A 16,645-nucleotide genomic window follows, 5' to 3' on the forward strand; every position below is an offset into this window, starting at 1 on the left:
TCTGTGTCATTTCTTTAAGCATACCAAAAATGAGATGATTTATGACCATGCCTACTTTTGATATCAATGCTGCAATTCAAGTACTACGTGAAGGTAAAGATCTGACTGGCAAAGATGGCATCTTAACCCCTTTGATTAAGCCTCTCACTGAATCGGCGTTGGTGGCAGAGCTGGATAATCACTTAGCTGCCACTGAAGGTGCAAATCGTAAAAACGGTAAAACCACTAAAACGAAGGCTGTTCATAATTCTGTGTCAGGTAATATTCACCGTGTCGTCGAGCGAATACCATAGCTTGCCTATGGACTCTGTACTTAAATAGCTAACTCCCAAACAAAAACATCGACCTAGGCCGATGTTTTTATATCGATTAAAGAATTCACTCGAGCGAGTTAGGCTTCTTTAAAGGTGCTCCAAATTGGCGCGTGATCTGAGGGTTTATCGATGCCGCGCAGATCGTAATCGACGTCGGATTCGACTAAACGTGCGGCCAGTGACGGCGTGGCTAAGATCACATCGATGCGTAGGCCGCGGTTATCATCGAAGCCTTTGCTGCGGTAATCGAACCATGAATAACGTTCGCAGCGGTCGGGGTGCAGTTGACGGAAGGTATCCACCAATCCCCAATCCTGCAGGGTTTTCAGCCATTCACGCTCTTCGGGTTGGAAGCTGCATTTTCCGGTTTTTAGCCAACGCTTGCGGTTGACTTCACCGATGCCGATATCCAAATCGATGGGCGAAATATTGATATCCCCAATGATGGCGATATCTTCATCGTTGCTATGATTAGCGTGCAAATGCGCCATTAAGTCCTGATAAAACTTACGCTTAGCAGGGTACTTAGTCGGATGGTCAATGCTTTCGCCCTGAGGGAAATAACCATTCAGCACAGTTAGCGGACGGCCATTTGCCTGAGCAAAGGTGCCGATAATCATGCGGCGCTGGGCATCTTCTTCATCGGTTGCAAAGCCCTTTTGCACCTTAAGTGGGGCGACTTTGGAGAGCATGGCAACGCCATAGTGTGCCTTGCCACCGTGGTAATGCACGTGATAACCCATGGCCTCAACTTCGGCGAGCGGGAAGGCTTCATCGTGCACTTTGGTTTCTTGCAGGCCGATAATGTCGGGCTGATGGCTGTCGATTAACGCTTGCAATTGATGCAGGCGAGAACGCAATCCATTGATATTGAAAGAAACGATTTTCATTAAGGCAGAACTCGTTTGAAGGGTTTAACCACAACGCTTTGATATACGCCCGCCGCGAAGTAAGGATCGGCATCTGCCCAGGCTTGAGCTGTGGCTAACGAATCGAAATCTGCAACGACTAATGAGCCGCTAAACCCTGCATCACCTGGGTTTTCGCTATCGATAGCTGGGTGTGGACCGGCAACGAGCAGGCGACCTTCATCGGCCAGTTCTTGTAAGCGTGCTAAATGCGCAGGGCGTGCTGCTAAACGTTTTTCTAAGCTGTTCTCAACATCTTGAGCTGAAATCATATACCACATTATTTGAGTTCCTTGCGTTGATCTTCGGGAAGATGTTTATAAAGGTAAAAGACGGTGATTACGGTATTAATCAGGGTTAAGGCGGTGAGGCCAAACACTTTAAAGTTCACCCAAGTTTCTAATGGCAGACTAAAGGCGACATAGATATTGACTAGGCCACAGATGGCAAAAAAGCTTACCCAGTACCAAGTTACATGTGCCCAAATATTATCGGCCACCTTCATCTCTTTACCCAACATGGACTTTAAAATCGACTTGTCGAGTAGTTGGCTCACGCCAAGGGCTAGGGCAAATAACGCATAAATAATAGTGACTTTCCACTTGATAAAGGCATCGTCATGGAACACTAAGGTGAGGGTGCCAAACACTGTCACCATAGCGAAGGTAATCAGGTGCATCTTCTCCAATTTTTTATACAGCGCATAGGTCACGACTAATTGCAGTGCGGTGGCTGCGATTAAGGCGCCACTGGCGATATAAATATCGAAAAATTTATAGACGGCAAAAAAGATAACGAGTGGCAAAAAATCAAGCAGTTGTTTCATAAATAATCGTGTTAAGAAGACGTGGGCTTGAGTGTAGCACGGGGGGCTAGAGGGAAAAAGCCGTGAAAGGTGACCGATTGCTAACTGTTGCATGAAAGCGGCGGCAACGGCTGTTGTAATCCATATAGTCCATCAAGTCTGCGAGCTGCGACCGATAAGGCTAAGCGTGAGCAGCACATTTTGCTTGGGCGCGCGTGGCTAACGGGCAATCGCCGCAGCGATGACTATTCGTGAGTTGATACCTTAAGCAGCACACGCGGCGAATATTGCCCACGTCAGCAACTGGGGCGGGTAGCAGATTAATGCTGTTATAGAGTGGATTAACCTCGCCATCGTCAAAGGATGTTGTGTTAAATAGCAGCGCCTTAAGGTGCTCAAATTCAATCTCTGGCAATGCCATTTCGCCTAAATACCAGTGAATAAGGTAGCCTAAATGGCTCCAATACAGCTTTGCGGGGGTTGGGCTTAGATCGGTTAATCGCTCAACGTTAGGGATTAGATGGCTTTGAATCCACTTAATAAGTTGTCGCTCGCGGGTTGGCGTTAAGACAGTGGTTTTAACTATGGCGACTTTATCCCGAGGAGTGGGAGTTAATTGAAACTCAAAACCTGCGACTCTGCCTGAATCGTGGGGCCGAAGATAAAAATGTTCAGGCGCTATATCAATCAGCTCAATCTGCTCAATGGTGCTCGCGAGTGAGTGCGGCGCGTTAATAATCCATTCCAACATGGGGGGCACTAACAGACCGAAATACCACTGTCCCCATAGCGAGTGCAGGGCTTTGGAATTATGGCTATGGCTGAGCAATACCTGCTCGGGTATATTTTCTAACGGGATGGAAGCTGTGGTTTTTCCCAAAGGTGGATAGGCCTTGGCAAAATCCAGTAATAGCGATTGATACACGGCTGGCTGACTCCAAGTATCAATATTGAGTCCTTGGGGCTTAGTGGTTGCCACAAAATGCTGGGCATAAAATGGGGCACACAGCGCCAGTCGTTGATTAAACGCTTTGGCGACTTGAGTTAAATCCGCAGGGCTTAGCGCTGTTAAGTCGGTTGTTTGCGCGCCGGCCACAGTGCCAACACTCTGTGAGGGTTTGTGATGACACTGCTTGGTATGTTCAGGTTGAGTTCTTCTGGAAAGCTTGGCTAATGTCGGTAGCGTTTCCCTTTGGCGCGCCATAATCACTCCTTAGGCTTGAATGGATTAAACTGCGGCGAGTCTACTCTCCGCAGTTTTCATTGATGAACAACTGGTTATCGACAGTCCGCTAGAAGCGATAATCCAAATTCACGCTCATGCTGCGTGGGGCGCCGTATTGGAACTGGCTATATTGACCCACTTGGCTGTAATAGGTTTTATCTAAGGCGTTGTGCACATTGGCGCTTAGCTTTAGCTGCTCGGTAAAGGCATAACTTGCCATTAGGCTGGGCAATGCGTAGGAGTCTTGCTCAACCTCGACTCTGCCTAAGGGCGAGTTGACGGTTTGATAGACTCGGCTTTGCCAATTGACCCCAGCGCCTAGCTGCAACTTGTTCCAATCGCCGCTAAAGGTATAAGTAGTAAAGAGTTTTAGCTGCTGGCGAGGGGAAGTGGTGTTGATGCGATTGCCCTTAGGATCATCGGTACTGAACTGGGTGTAACCGAAGTAGATATTCCAGTCATCGGTGATTTTACCTGTGGATTCAAACTCAAAGCCTTGAGTTTTAGTGCCGTTAACCTCTCGATACACTGGGACAGTGGTGCCTGGCAGTACATCTCCGGTGCGTTCACCAACATTGTCTTGGCGAATTTCAAATACCGACAACGACATATCTAAGCTTTCATCCATCAAGCTGGCCTTAATACCCGCCTCGTAGTTTTTGCCTTTGACGGGGTCGATGTAGCTTGCATTGATGCGCTGCAAGGTTTGCGGCGCGAAAATATCCGTATAACTGGCGTAGAGGGAGTATTGCTCGCTCAGTGCGTAGGTCAGGCCAAAATAGGTGGTGAGCTCATTGTCGACCTTAAAATCATACATGCTGCCAAAGTTATCTTGGTCGGTTTGCCACTGGTTAAGGCGCAGCCCCGCAAGTAATGCCAAGGCATCGGTTAGATTGAGCTGCGTGGCCACATAGGCGGCGCTTTGCTCGGTTTCACCGAAGGAGCCCGTGGTGTGAGTCTCTTTCCACTGCGGTTTTGGATACTGGAAGTTGGGATCGCGAAAATCTCCCAAGGGCGGTACGGCGGCCGTAGGATAATAGTAAGGGTTGGCAAACTCTTGGCGCTGACCCGTCCAGCCAAAGGTCAGCTGATGCTCTTGGCCAAACAGGGCAAACATTCCTTGCGCCCGTAAGTCGAGGTTATGTTGGGTTCGGCTACCGTCAATATAGGCGATGGAACCTGCGGTTGCACCAAGATTGGTCACAGGATCTGGATAACCTGTAGCCCACAGTACATTATATTCCAGTGAGTTATCGCCGTAACTGTAGGTGCCTTTTAGTTCCCAACCGTTATCAAAACGATGTTCAAGGCTGGCGAAGGTATTAAGCCCTTGAGTATGCGCCGAGGCCCAATCGGGGGCGGTAGAAGTGGCTCGATCGTAATTTGTACGGCTGCCATCACTGTGGAACAGCGGCAGACCGCCGGACATAGTGCCTTCGGGCGTTGTGTCTTGATAATCCACTCCTAAGGTCAGCATTGTGCTGGCGGTAATATCGGTTTCAACAATGCCATAGAGGGTGGTGCGTTGTTGCTCATATCTGTCTTGGAAGGATTCCTTATCTTGATAGGCGGCGACAACACGGCCACGAATGCTACCACTGTCATTTAAGCCGCTGGATAAATCGACCATGCCGCGCAGATTGTTCCATGAGCCGACACTCACTGAGGTGCTGCCCATAAATTCTTGGGTCGGGCGTTTACGAATAAGGTTAATCGCGGCCGAGGGATTACCCGCACCCGTCATTAACCCTGTGGCGCCACGGACAATTTCCACCCGCTCGTAGATGGCGGTATCGATAAGGTTATCGCCGTAGTTAAAACGAGTGTCATAGGTGGTGGGCGCGCCATCGTAAAGAATACTAGTGACCGCAATTCCGCGGGAGCTGATGCTGTATCTGTCGTTGTCCATCGGCCGAGCATTGATGCCGGCCACGCTGGTCATGGCTTCAATCACGCTGTTTAACTGCTGATCTTGCATCATTTGGCGAGTGACCGAGGTGACGGATTGCGGCGTCTCTAAATAAGACAAATCTAGGCCTGTTGCCGTGTTCATTGCCGGGGTTTTGTAGTGCTTATCGTGGAGATCCTTAGCGCCAACGACATTAATAATTTCAATGTCTTTAGTGGATTTTTTCTGGGTATCGCTGGCATCGGCATAAGCATAGGGCGTGCTGAGTATGGCAGAGCAGAGGATTAGCTCTGGGCGTTTGATGACGAGTTGGCAGTGCGCCGCGAGTCGGTTGAGGGGGAAGGTTTTCATAATAATGATCTTAAATTCCATTTAGGCTGTTTGATTGACTAGGTTGTTTTTGGGCACAGACGCGTGCCCAGAGTGGGCGTGGGCCCACTCAAGGTTAAAAGTGATTTAGGGTTTGGGTTTAAACTTCTGATTTCCAAAGGCATGGCTTTGCCTTAAGGCGGCTAGCGGATTATCAATCCCGCCCGCAAATCGCAGATTTTTCTCCCTGTCGGCTAGGTCAATCATCTGCTGGTTGTTATTAAGCTGAATGCGATTCAGGCAAGTGCGAACGAAGCTGTCTTTAAAGAGATCGTATTGTGCAAATTTGTCCGCCAACTGCGGATGCTGCGCTTGATAGTCGCGTACATTGTCTGCCACAAGCTCCCAAAACAGCGCTTCGCTGACCTCGGTTTGCTTATCCAGAATTGGCGCTAAATAACGGAAAATACAGTCAAAAATATCGAGCAAGATATAGTTGAGTTTCATATCTTCTTCAAGCTCGACCGCAAGGCGCTGCACTTCTTGCGGCAGTGGCTCGCTGCCGTTGAGTACTGCGACTTCTTCGCCGATGTCCTTCATCAATATTTTGACTGGGATACCGGCATCGAGCACTAAAATCAGGTTCTCGCCATGGGGCATAAACACCAGATCGTAGGCAAAGAAAGCGTGCAGTAGCGGCGATAAGTAGAGGTTGAGATAGCGCTTGACCCACTCCTTGGCGCTTAAGCCTGAGTGCGCGATTAAGGCGGCAAGCAGGGCTTGCTCCTGATGATCGACGTGTAATAGCGCCGCCATGGTCATCAGGGTTTGCTGCGGCTCAATATGCGGCAACGGACTCTCGCGCCACAGCGCCGACAGCATTTTCTTATAGGCGCGATCTTGGGTGAGTGCCTCTTCGTAATATCTGTGGTGATAACCGATTGCGGCGATTTCTTTTAGGATCACAAAACCTTGCTCGGCAAAATAGCTATCGCTTTCGATAAGGTTGGCCACCCAAGCGTTGATTTGCGGGGTGCAGCTCATATACAGCGGCGAAAGCCCGCGCATAAAGCCCATGTTTAAGATAGAAAGCGCGGTTTTGACGTAGCATTTTTGCGGCGCAGTTAAGTTGAAGAAGGTACGGATCGATTGTTGAACTTGGTAGCAATCTTGGCTTTCGCCGAGATAAATAATGTCGCCGCGGGCGATTTCGCCAGCAAAGGTGCGGGCAATTTTTTCGCGCCATTGCCAAGGATGAACGGGCATAAAATAAAAGCCGTCGGCCGCTTGCCCCTTTGCGCTTAAGTGTTGTTGAAACTCGGTGAACTGTTCACCAAGCTCTTGTTTTAGCAAGGTATCATGGTCTAATCCTTCGAGAGCGGAGAAGGTAGTTTTGTCCTTACGTACCGCAATCCACACTAGCTGAAGCGCGCTGGCACTCTCGGGGGCAAATTGGTAATAGTCCTGCATATCAAAACCAATGCGGCCATTGTTGGCGATAAACACCGGATGCCCCTCGGTCATGCCCGCCTCAATAGTTTGATAATCGGCCTTAGCGAGTGTTGCGGCGGGGATAGCTTGATGGGCCAACTTGTAGGCCTTGCTGTAGAGGGTGCTAGTGATTTCCTCAAGGTAAGTGGGCACCAGGGTTTCACTCATACCTAAGGCATCTTTCAGTTGGATAATCAAACTCATGGCATCGAGTGGCTTGTCTTGGCCCGCGCTGCTGACGCGAATCGACCCGGTTTCGATTTCAAGGTGGTCGAGCTGATAATGGCGCGCACTGAAGTAATAGGTGCAGTCTTTGAGCCTTAGCTCATAGTGATTGATGCCTGCCGCTTGGCGATAAATTTGTGGGGTGATGATCTTCTCATGGGTAAATTCGCAGAGGATTTTCTTCACCAAATGGCGATTAGCCGCCTGCCAATGTTGGGGCGTTAAATGGGCGGGCACATGGGCGTAAGAGGATAAAGCCTCGATATTCGGCAACTCGGATTGGGCGAATGGTTTGAGTAATAAGGTGTTAGTGGCTAAGTTCATCGGTTCACCTACAAAGTGATAAGGTTAAAAGTGACTGGGTAACAGGACGATTTTCACTCGGCAATTGGGGGGCAGCTTGAGTTGCCGTCTGGCAGCTTTGGGCACTGCAAAAACCTAAAAATGCGGCTTTGGTACTGAGTTGGATGGCTTTTTGATAACGGATCCCAATTTGGCAATTTAAGCGGTGGATTTTGTGGTTTTGCTGATCTGGCTCGACTACCAGTCGCGTAAAAGCAAGGGTTTCAAGAACTAGTTGGGCGATAGCCTCCATCACTTGGCGGGATAAGCCATGAACGGGTTTGCCTTCAATCGGCGCAAGGATTAAATGCATACCGCAATCGAGCGGCTTAACCTGATAGTGCTGGCCAATTTCGTCATGGGAGGGATCGTAGAGTTCCACCATAAACAGCGGTTTGGTTTGCCATTCACCGATCAGCGAGAACTTGTGCTCGCTTGGCGCCATCGCTTGAGCAAGTGCATCAAGACTCATCCCCTGCATGCCCCAAAACTTGGCATAGTCTTGGTTAAGCCATGATTGCAGCATGGCAATGTCTTGCTCAAGGTTCAGTGGTTTAAGCACAAACTCATTGATTACAATCTGTTTTGAGAGCAAATCTAAACAGCGTTGGCTCCATTGGCTGGCCATTACAGTGCCTCCTTATTCGGTGCCATTAAGGCCGATGCACTGCCACCAGAAGGGCTTATCCGTAGCACGGTTTGTGGCTCATTACTGGGTTGTTGCGTGGGGTTGGCTGACGGATTTGACTCCTGACAAGGCTTAGAAGATGCAACCGCTGAGTGAGTGTTGCTTTCGACGGGTTGGTTTTTCGCGTCGTTGATGTTGTTGGGGTCAAAGGTTTGGAAGGCGATCCGCGTTTCAATCGGATAGGGGGCGTAACCTAAAACCGCTTGCAGAATGATGGCATTGCGATAGCAGCCCATACCCAAATCGGGTGAGCTAATGCCATGAGTATGTAGGCCCGCATTTTGGATAAAAATATCGCCTCTGACATCGATGCCATAGTCACGCTGGATGGCGAGTTGGCCACGATCATCAAATTCGATTTGTGATTTAATTCCTTGAATAAAATCAGGTAAATGATATTGATAGCCAGTGCCTAAGACGACGGCACCTGTCAGTTGCTCGAAGGCATATTCTTGCTCGAGGTGGTTGAACTTGAGTGTCAGCTTGTCGCCCGAGGTATCGATTGCTGTCAGTGCCACGTTAGTCAGCAGCTGGCATTGGATATCGCTGACTAAACGCTTTTGGTAAAGCAGGTCATAAATATCGTTGATTAGCTCGGCATTGATCCCCTTGTAGAGGGACTTTTGCTCTGCGATTAAGCGATGGCGTTTTTCCGGCGACAGTTCGTGGAAATAATCCACATAATCTGGCGAGGTCATCTCTAGGGTGAGTTTGGTGTATTCCAGCGGATAAAAGCGTGGCGAGCGGGTCATCCAATTTAGTTGATAACCATATATTTCAATATCTTGTAGAAGGTCATAAAAGATTTCCGCAGCACTTTGGCCACTGCCAATCACTGTGATAGCATTTTGGCTTTGCAAGTAGGCTTTTTGCCGCATATAGCTGGCGCTGTGCATCACACGCGGGTCTTGAATTGGGCAATTATCGGGTAGATAGGGAGTTGTGCCTGTACCTAATACCAGTTTGCGGCAGAGATAAGTGTGGGGTTTACCACTGCGTCTATCTACTCCCGTAACATGGTAGATGCCTTCACCGGCGTTGTAATCTAATTGTGTGACCTTAAAACTGAATCTCAGATTGGATAGTTGTGTGCTAACCCATTGGCAATATTGGTTATATTCATGCCTTGGGAGAAAGAAGTTTTCACGGATATAAAAGGAATAGAGTCGGCCTGTTTGTTTGGCAAAGTTAAGATAACTAAAACGACTTGTCGGATCGGCCATAGTGACCAAATCGGACATAAAAGGTGTTTGTAATCGAGAGGAGTTGATCAGCATACCCGGGTGCCAATCAAACTCGGTTTTAGCATCTAAAAATAAACAGCTGAAGTTATTAAGAGGTTCACACAGAGCCGCCAGTCCTAGATTAAATGGGCCTATGCCAATGCCGAGTAGATCGTAAATCGTACGATCAGTTTCCTTTTTTGGGGTAGTCACTTACGCCTCCTTGAATTCCTATTAAAACGGTTGCAGCCACCATCGACTGATGGATGAGTAGATGAGTGGACCTCTCTACTGTTGCTTTATGAATCATTCTTTTGTGCTGCCGAACAGGAGCTTTACCGCTTGTTTTGCTATTACTTGCTCAGTGCAACGAGGAATAAATTAGCATCATAAAAATTACAAATGCAAATCATTCTCATTTGCCACTTGTCGGATGAGTCGTACTTTTGACTGTTAAATAAAAGGCTGAAATACGGTTTGTCGGTGAGTTGATCAATGGGGAAGAAGGAAGGTCTAAGAGGTGTCTAAATGTATTATCAAAAATAATATTTATTTAAAAACAGTTAATTAAGTTGTTTTTTGGTTGGTGAGATTTTGCACTAATTGTTTTTAGTGGCTTTTTAGGAGGCAACGAAAGTATGAATAACTGCTGAGTGTAAATCGACTGTAAATCCGAATTAGTTCGTCAATTAACACTGCTAGTCAGCTATAAAAGAGTGGATAAGCAAACGTAAAAGCCATCTTAAAAATGGCTTTTTGTGGAGTCAAAAGCAGAGGGAGAAGCAAAGGCCTAAGGTAATTGCACAAAAGCGGCGGTAAGTTTACGCACTAGGGGCAATACCATCAGCAGAGTCGGGAATGCCACCACCCAAGAGATAAACCATGCGCTCAACCAGAGCTCAACAAATTGTGCTGATGCGCCGACACCATTAAAAGTACTGATCCCAGAAACGATGCAACTCATTAAAATAGAAAGAAAAAATGGCATCACAACTGTGGCGTATTTTGCGGGTAACTTTGGTGTACCAAAAATAGTGCGGCTTTTATTTGTTGGTACAGAGTGTAAGCTGGACATGGAAACCTCAACAGGGTGTGACTTAGGCGAAAGAGCTTGCTGATTAGTGCTTAAGATTTACATGTATTTATGTAAACCCAAAGCGCAATCCGTTCGCCATTTTAGGAGCAAAACACGGCAAAAGCTATGGTGATACAGACCGATACTGGTCGTTTTGCGTTGGGTGAATAATCAGAACTAATCGTTTTATCGCCTAGGCTTGCCAATTGGTTGCCCATAATTCCCCGGTAACGTTGACCCAGTGACCGCGAGAAATTGGTGAGGTACCGAGTTCATTATCAAAGGGTAGGGTGAAACTTGATTGCAGTAAATACACAGTATCATCAGGCGTTTGGGTGATTTCAACAATTTGTCCCGAGGCCTCAAAGTGACAATTATGTTTGGGGAATTGCAGACTTTGGCGATGTTCAATAATGTCGGTTTGCAAATTTGCCTTGGCTAAACGGCCAAACAGTTCAACCGTCACCCATTGATTGACGGGGAAACGTTGCTTAGCTTGTTGATCATTGCCTTGATAGTAAAACCACACTGGAGCGCCATTATCCCATTGGGCGGCGACTTCACCTTGAAAACCACAGCCCCAGGGGGTGACGTCGAGAATATAGATCCGATACTGCATATAAAGTCCATTTACCATAACAAAAGCGTCGATATTATTTGCGCTATATTAACATTTATCTCGTAAACGCATGAGACACAGATCCTAATATAAGCCTTGGGTTTGACAGTTTTAAGATGCTGTTGATTCTGTGCTAGCCATGGTTGTTACTGCTATGGGGAATATATAAAAAAGGGCCAACTCTGCTGATTTGGCCCTAAATCGGGACGTTATTCAGATGAATAGATTAGGTTGCCGCTTTCATCGCGCGGGTAAAATCGCCTAATGCTGCAAGTAGTTTCACTTCATCCTGTTGATAGGTTTCGATAATTTTCACCACGGCCGAGCCAGAAATTGCACCCGCGGCGCCTGCTTGAATGGCGGCGCTCACTTGAGCAGGCTCTGCAATCCCAAAGCCTAATAGCGGTGGCGGCGCATTAAATGCTTGCAGCTTAGCTAAAATTTCTTCAACGGGCGTACCTGCCTTAGTGTCTGTACCTGTTACGCCAGCGCGGGACAATAGATAGGTATAGCCTTCACCACTTTGGCTGACCTTCGCAAGGGTGTCACTGTCGGCATTGGGCGGCGCAATAAAAATTGGCGCAATGCCATGGGCTTTGGCCGCTTGAATAAATGGTGCGGCTTCTTCAACTGGCACATCGGCAATTAACACTGAATCCACGCCCGCTTGCTGCGCTTTGGCATAAAAAGCATCTATGCCATTGGCGAATACGAGGTTCGCATACAGCAATAACCCAATTGGAAGTTCAGGGTATTTAGCGCGGATCTTGGCCAGCAATTCAAAGCAGGCTGTTGGTGTTGTACCCGCGGCTAAGGCTCTGAGATTTGCGCCTTGGATCACGGGGCCATCGGCGAGAGGATCAGAGAAGGGAAAGCCTAACTCCAGCGCATCGGCACCGTTTTGCACTAAGGTGTCGATAATTTTCAGTGACAGCTCAGGACTAGGATCACCCAAAGTAACAAAGGGCACAAAGGCGCCGCGGCCTTCGGCTTTTAAACGGCTAAAAGCGGCGTGATAACGGCCAGCTTGATGAGGGATAGTTTGGTTTGAAATGCTGCTCATCTTAGTTATTCCTCTTTACCGTTTAAAATGTCTGACACAGTGAAAATATCCTTATCGCCTCGGCCTGAGAGGTTGACAACCAAAATGGTCTCTTTGGTGCACTCTTTCGCCAGACGCATTGCATAGGCTAGGGCGTGGGCCGATTCGAGCGCCGGAATAATCCCTTCGCTGCGAGCCAGTAATTGGAAGGCTTCTAGGGCTTCATCATCGGTGGCCGATTCATAGCGGGCACGGCCGATGGCGTTCAAATGGGCATGCTGTGGGCCGACCGAGGGAAAGTCTAATCCTGCTGAAATCGAGTAAGACTCTTCGATTTGGCCTTCGTTGTCCTGCATCAATGGGGCTTTCATACCAAAGAAAATCCCGGTTTTACCATGTTTTAGCGGCGCGCCGTGCATATGGGTATCAATACCTTTACCCGCAGGCTCGACGCCAATCAGCTCAACATTGGCTTCATCAATAAAGTCGGCAAACATCCCGATAGCATTGGAGCCGCCGCCGACACAGGCGATGACCGCATCGGGCAGGCGACCTTCGCGCTCAAGTATTTGTTTTTTGGTTTCTTCACCAATAATACGTTGGAATTCACGCACTATGGTCGGGAACGGATGTGGTCCAGCAGCTGTGCCGAGCAGATAGTGGGCTTTTTCGTAGCTACCAGACCAGTCGCGCATCGCCTCGTTACAGGCGTCTTTTAAGGTGGCAGAACCAGAGGTTACAGGGATAACCTCGGCGCCCATCAGCCGCATTCTAAATACGTTAGGTGATTGGCGGGCAACGTCTTTCGCGCCCATATACACTTTGCATTTTAATCCCAGCAGTGCACAGGCAAGGGCGGTGGCAACACCGTGTTGGCCTGCACCCGTTTCGGCAATGATTTCTTTTTTACCCATACGCTTAGCCAGTAACGCTTGGCCTAATACCTGGTTGGTTTTATGGGCGCCGCCGTGGAGTAAATCTTCCCGCTTGAGGTAGATTTTAACCATGGGATTGGGGCTTAAATTACGGGTTAAGGTGAGCGCCGTGGGGCGACCCGCGTAGTTTTTCAGTAAGTCGGTAAACTCGGCTTGGAAGGACTCATCGGTTTGTGCGTCGACAAAAGCACTCTCAAGTTGCTTGAGGGCGGGGACTAAAATCTGCGGTACATACATACCACCATATTCGCCGAAATAAGGGTTAAGCTTTAACTGTGACATACCTTGTTCCTTATCCTATTCATTTGTTTCAATGGCGGTTTAGGTTAACGCCATCGAGTTTCAATTCTTGCTAGCCTGTGCTTTGCACAGGTTTTTATAAAAGTGGGTCTAGAGTCGTAATTGACTAAATGCCGCTTGGATTTTCTCTGCCGACTTAATGCCGGGGGCCGTTTCGAGGCCAGAGTTAAAATCTAAACCGTAAAATCCTTGGGCATTGGCTCGGGCAGCATTGTCAGCATTGAGGCCGCCCGCAAGCATGGCCTCGGCTTTATGGGCAATGGGGAGTTGCCAATCAAAGGCTTGCCCAGTACCACCAAAACCTGCGTCATTCTTGCTATCGAAGAGATAACGCTGTACCCCTCTTGGCATAGCAGCAAGTTCGCCGCTTTGAGCATCGACACTGACCGCCTTCCAGATTTGGGTGCTCAGTCCGGCCTGTTGCAGTAATTGGCTTAGCTCGGCAATTTCCAGCTCAGTTTCGCTGCCGTGCAGTTGCAGCGTGGCTAAGCCACATTCTTGGGCGATACTCGCCATGAACTCAGGCGTGCTATTAACAAACACCCCGACAAACTCAATGGCGGGCAAGTTAGCGGCGCGGTATTGCTGTACTAATTGTTTGGCGGCATCTTTAGTGAGCGCGCGTGGCGATTTTTCAGCAAAAATCAGCCCAGCATACACGGCGCCAGCAGTGGCCGCCGCTTGAATATCTTCAAGGCGGGTGAGACCGCAGACTTTATTGTGACCGAAGATCAATTTACGGCAGGCTAAATCAATGTCTTCTTCGGCCATAATCGAGCTCCCGACCAAGAAGCCATCGACCAATGGACTTAAGCGGCGCACTTGATCGTTAGTGTAAATGCCCGATTCGCTGATCACCACGCGATCGCTGCCAATGTGTGGCGCAAGGGCTTCTGTGGTGGCTAAATCGGTACTTAAATCCCGCAAATTACGGTTATTAATACCAATAATCGGTGCATTTAAGGCGATGGCGCGCTCAAGTTCTTCCTCATTACTGACTTCGGTCAGCACATCGAGTTGATACTTGGCCGCCTCGTTGGCAAGTTGTTGATATCGCTCATCATCGAGCACTGAAAGCATCAACAGAATCGCATCGGCGCCCTGATGAGCCGCCAATTTGATTTGATACTCATCAACAAAAAAGTCTTTACACAGAATCGGTTGGCTCACTTTGGCCCGCACTTTCGGGATATAGTCCATGTCCCCTTGGAAAAATTGCTCATCGGTTAATACCGAAATCCCAGCAGCATATTGGGTATAAATAGAAGCGATGGCTTCGACATCAAAGTCTTTACGGATTAAGCCTTTGGATGGACTGGCCTTTTTGCACTCTAAAATATAACCCGCCTTCGGGGCTTTTAAGGCGGCAAATAAACTACGATCCGAAATCTTGGGGGTTAAGCTGTCTTCAGGAAAGCGCAACTTAAGGGCGGCGATATGGGCGGCCTTTGTATCGACGATACGGGTTAAAACGTTTGCTTTTGCGGTGCTGGTTTGCATGCTACCCCTTACATCCTGCGATGCTTGATTATCTTCCGAGCGATGCGCCTCGGGTTGTTGAACCTGTGCCATGGTCATTATTCCTGTGCTTCGCTGCTGACTTTAGCGAGTTGATTCAGTAATTCAAAGGCTTTGCCACTTTTTATGGTATTGAGCGCAAGGGCGGTGCCGACTTTGACTGAGTCCGATAGGCCACACAGATATAAGGCACAACCGGCATTGATGGCAACCGCATGGGTGTGGGCATCGCTGCCTTGCCCTTGCAAAATTGATTGAGTGATTTTGGCGTTTTGCGCAGGTTCGCCTCCTTCAAGCTCACTAATGTGGGCCTGCGGCACACCAAAATCCGCCGGCGTTAATTGATATTCAATAATCTCACCGTCTTTGAGTTCGGCGACCTGTGTGCTGCCATGGAGCGCCACTTCATCTAAACCACTGCCGTGTACCACCATGGCTCTTTGCGTGCCGAGGGCTTGCAGTACGCGTGCAATGGGTGTCACCAGCTCTGGGCTATACACCCCAAGCAGCATAAATTCTGGGTGCGCTGGGTTAATCAATGGCCCTAACACATTGAATAAAGTGCGAGTTTTCAACGCTTGGCGCACAGGTACTGCATGTTTGACACCGCCATGGTAGTGGGGCGCAAACAGGAAACACAGATTGAGTGATTCGAGGCAGCGGCTCGCCTGCTCGGGTGACATGGTTAAATCGATGCCAAATTGGGCGAGTAAATCTGAAGAGCCCGATTTGCTCGAGACGGAACGATTACCGTGTTTTGCAACCTTGGCGCCAGCGGCTGCGGCGACAAAGGCAGCTGTGGTGGAAATATTGATGGTATTAAAACCATCGCCACCGGTGCCGACGATATCGATAATCCCTTGGTTACGGCTTGAGGCTGGGTAGGGAAATGGCTTAGCGGCGGCGCGCATCGCATCGGCGGCGCCACTGATTTCGGCAATGGTTTCACCGCGAATTTTAAGCGCCATTAACATCGCCGCCATCACGGCCTCATTCATTTCACCTTGGATAAGGGTGCTAAAGAGGCTGGCGGTTTGCTCGCGTGTTAATGCCTTGCCCTGAAACAAAATATCGAGCAGGGGCTGAATCGATGTTGCATTCATTATTGCGCTCCTGCGGTATTGTGGGCGATGTCTTGAGTCAAAAAGCGTAAGGTTTGGGTTAACAATGTGCTGCCCAAGGTCGTTAAAATGGATTCGGGATGAAACTGAAAACCGACTGCCCTGTGCTCGGCATGCAAAATCGCCATAGGCATATCTTCTGTGGTGGCAATAACATCAAGACAATCAGGTACTTTTGTGGCTACTAAACTGTGGTAGCGGGCGACAGGTAAGGGCGAAGGTAAGTTAGCAAACACGCCTTCACCATTATGGAAGGTGGGACTGGCTTTACCGTGCACGACAAAAGGCGCGCGCTCCACTTTACCGCCGTAATATTCCACCATGGCTTGATGACCTAGACAGATCCCCAGCATAGGCACTTTGCCCGCGACTTTGTCTATTAGCGCCATCATGGAGCCCGCTTCATGGGGCGCACCTGGGCCTGGCGATAAGACTAAGGCGCTAGGCTCGGTTTCCGCCAACAGCTTGTCGGCAATATAGTCGGCGGCAACATCGTTACGGTAGATCACTACTTCACAGCCAAGGCTTCTAAATTGGTCGACTAAGTTGTAGGTGAAGGAGTCAAAGTTATCGAGTAAATAGAGTTTCATCTTAGG

The 16,645-nt window shown here is 48.7% G+C and carries 15 protein-coding genes and 1 pseudogene; 1 reads left to right on the forward strand and 15 read right to left on the reverse strand.

Translation table 11 applies throughout. From position 1 onward, the window contains the following. Positions 1-41: 41 nt before the first annotated feature. A pseudogene (locus CEQ32_RS01660) lies at positions 42-233 on the forward strand (IS256 family transposase); the annotation flags it as partial. A 158-nt stretch (positions 234-391) separates the two neighbouring features. Here CEQ32_RS01660 and xthA read toward each other — a convergent pair. From xthA to CEQ32_RS01735, 15 genes are all read right to left on the reverse strand, one after another. After that, positions 392-1,204: an exodeoxyribonuclease III gene (gene xthA, locus CEQ32_RS01665; protein WP_088585405.1), complete on the reverse strand. Its 813-nt coding sequence runs from the start codon at positions 1,202-1,204 to the stop codon at positions 392-394. Beyond that, positions 1,204-1,503, reverse strand: a complete 300-nt coding sequence (locus CEQ32_RS01670; RefSeq protein ID WP_011072939.1) for a YciI family protein — start codon at positions 1,501-1,503, stop codon at positions 1,204-1,206. The genes xthA and CEQ32_RS01670 overlap by 1 nt, the downstream gene beginning before the upstream one ends. After that, complete coding sequence (locus CEQ32_RS01675; RefSeq protein WP_037420040.1) at positions 1,503-2,048, reverse strand: septation protein A; 546 nt, start codon at positions 2,046-2,048, stop codon at positions 1,503-1,505. Before CEQ32_RS01675 ends, CEQ32_RS01670 begins: the two co-directional genes overlap by 1 nt. A gap of 160 nt (positions 2,049-2,208) precedes the next feature. Then, positions 2,209-3,231, reverse strand: a complete 1,023-nt coding sequence (gene fhuF / locus CEQ32_RS01680; RefSeq protein WP_088585406.1) for a siderophore-iron reductase FhuF — start codon at positions 3,229-3,231, stop codon at positions 2,209-2,211. Between the two features lie 88 nt (positions 3,232-3,319). Continuing rightward, complete coding sequence (locus CEQ32_RS01685; protein WP_192959143.1) at positions 3,320-5,533, reverse strand: TonB-dependent siderophore receptor; 2,214 nt, start codon at positions 5,531-5,533, stop codon at positions 3,320-3,322. 84 nt (positions 5,534-5,617) lie between these two features. Beyond that, complete coding sequence (locus CEQ32_RS01690; RefSeq protein WP_088585407.1) at positions 5,618-7,510, reverse strand: IucA/IucC family protein; 1,893 nt, start codon at positions 7,508-7,510, stop codon at positions 5,618-5,620. A gap of 4 nt (positions 7,511-7,514) precedes the next feature. Then, positions 7,515-8,156, reverse strand: a complete 642-nt coding sequence (locus tag CEQ32_RS01695) for a GNAT family N-acetyltransferase (protein ID WP_122040728.1) — start codon at positions 8,154-8,156, stop codon at positions 7,515-7,517. Next, positions 8,156-9,652: a lysine N(6)-hydroxylase/L-ornithine N(5)-oxygenase family protein gene (locus CEQ32_RS01700; protein ID WP_088585408.1), complete on the reverse strand. Its 1,497-nt coding sequence runs from the start codon at positions 9,650-9,652 to the stop codon at positions 8,156-8,158. The genes CEQ32_RS01695 and CEQ32_RS01700 overlap by 1 nt, the downstream gene beginning before the upstream one ends. A gap of 577 nt (positions 9,653-10,229) precedes the next feature. After that, positions 10,230-10,514 carry a DUF2798 domain-containing protein gene (locus CEQ32_RS01705; RefSeq protein WP_037428620.1) on the reverse strand — a complete coding sequence of 95 codons (285 nt, stop codon included), beginning with the start codon at positions 10,512-10,514 and terminating at the stop codon, positions 10,230-10,232. Positions 10,515-10,707: 193 nt separating this feature from the next. Beyond that, positions 10,708-11,151: a glycerate kinase gene (locus CEQ32_RS01710; protein WP_080612445.1), complete on the reverse strand. Its 444-nt coding sequence runs from the start codon at positions 11,149-11,151 to the stop codon at positions 10,708-10,710. Positions 11,152-11,359: 208 nt separating this feature from the next. Continuing rightward, on the reverse strand, positions 11,360-12,196 hold the full coding sequence (trpA, locus tag CEQ32_RS01715) for a tryptophan synthase subunit alpha (RefSeq protein ID WP_055648772.1): 837 nt from the start codon (positions 12,194-12,196) through the stop codon (positions 11,360-11,362). A 5-nt stretch (positions 12,197-12,201) separates the two neighbouring features. Then, a complete protein-coding gene (trpB, locus tag CEQ32_RS01720; RefSeq protein WP_037420018.1) occupies positions 12,202-13,392 on the reverse strand; it encodes a tryptophan synthase subunit beta in 1,191 nt (396 codons plus the stop codon). A gap of 108 nt (positions 13,393-13,500) precedes the next feature. Next, positions 13,501-14,910 (reverse strand): bifunctional indole-3-glycerol-phosphate synthase TrpC/phosphoribosylanthranilate isomerase TrpF, encoded by a 1,410-nt coding sequence (trpCF, locus tag CEQ32_RS01725; RefSeq protein ID WP_226871934.1) that lies wholly within the window; start codon positions 14,908-14,910, stop codon positions 13,501-13,503. Positions 14,911-14,987: 77 nt separating this feature from the next. Continuing rightward, positions 14,988-16,031, reverse strand: a complete 1,044-nt coding sequence (trpD, locus tag CEQ32_RS01730; RefSeq protein ID WP_088585410.1) for an anthranilate phosphoribosyltransferase — start codon at positions 16,029-16,031, stop codon at positions 14,988-14,990. Then, complete coding sequence (locus CEQ32_RS01735) at positions 16,031-16,639, reverse strand: aminodeoxychorismate/anthranilate synthase component II (protein WP_088585411.1); 609 nt, start codon at positions 16,637-16,639, stop codon at positions 16,031-16,033. The genes trpD and CEQ32_RS01735 overlap by 1 nt, the downstream gene beginning before the upstream one ends. Positions 16,640-16,645: the final 6 nt, after the last annotated feature.

Origin of the sequence: Shewanella sp. FDAARGOS_354, assembly GCF_002209245.2 — a bacterium.
GTDB lineage: Bacteria > Pseudomonadota > Gammaproteobacteria > Enterobacterales > Shewanellaceae > Shewanella > Shewanella xiamenensis.

Excerpts from the sequence above, each read along its gene's own strand:
- trpB (WP_037420018.1), bottom strand. The coding sequence starts at position 13,392 with ATGTCACAGTTAAAGCTTAACCCTTATTTCGGCGAATATGGTGGTATG.
- CEQ32_RS01675 (WP_037420040.1), bottom strand. The coding sequence starts at position 2,048 with ATGAAACAACTGCTTGATTTTTTGCCACTCGTTATCTTTTTTGCCGTC.
- CEQ32_RS01710 (WP_080612445.1), bottom strand. The coding sequence starts at position 11,151 with ATGGTAAATGGACTTTATATGCAGTATCGGATCTATATTCTCGACGTC.
- xthA (WP_088585405.1), bottom strand. The coding sequence starts at position 1,204 with ATGAAAATCGTTTCTTTCAATATCAATGGATTGCGTTCTCGCCTGCAT.
- CEQ32_RS01705 (WP_037428620.1), bottom strand. The coding sequence starts at position 10,514 with ATGTCCAGCTTACACTCTGTACCAACAAATAAAAGCCGCACTATTTTT.
- CEQ32_RS01690 (WP_088585407.1), bottom strand. The coding sequence starts at position 7,510 with ATGAACTTAGCCACTAACACCTTATTACTCAAACCATTCGCCCAATCC.
- trpCF (WP_226871934.1), bottom strand. The coding sequence starts at position 14,910 with ATGCAAACCAGCACCGCAAAAGCAAACGTTTTAACCCGTATCGTCGAT.
- CEQ32_RS01735 (WP_088585411.1), bottom strand. The coding sequence starts at position 16,639 with ATGAAACTCTATTTACTCGATAACTTTGACTCCTTCACCTACAACTTA.
- trpA (WP_055648772.1), bottom strand. The coding sequence starts at position 12,196 with ATGAGCAGCATTTCAAACCAAACTATCCCTCATCAAGCTGGCCGTTAT.
- CEQ32_RS01695 (WP_122040728.1), bottom strand. The coding sequence starts at position 8,156 with ATGGCCAGCCAATGGAGCCAACGCTGTTTAGATTTGCTCTCAAAACAG.
- CEQ32_RS01685 (WP_192959143.1), bottom strand. The coding sequence starts at position 5,533 with ATGGAATTTAAGATCATTATTATGAAAACCTTCCCCCTCAACCGACTC.
- trpD (WP_088585410.1), bottom strand. The coding sequence starts at position 16,031 with ATGAATGCAACATCGATTCAGCCCCTGCTCGATATTTTGTTTCAGGGC.
- CEQ32_RS01670 (WP_011072939.1), bottom strand. The coding sequence starts at position 1,503 with ATGTGGTATATGATTTCAGCTCAAGATGTTGAGAACAGCTTAGAAAAA.
- fhuF (WP_088585406.1), bottom strand. The coding sequence starts at position 3,231 with ATGGCGCGCCAAAGGGAAACGCTACCGACATTAGCCAAGCTTTCCAGA.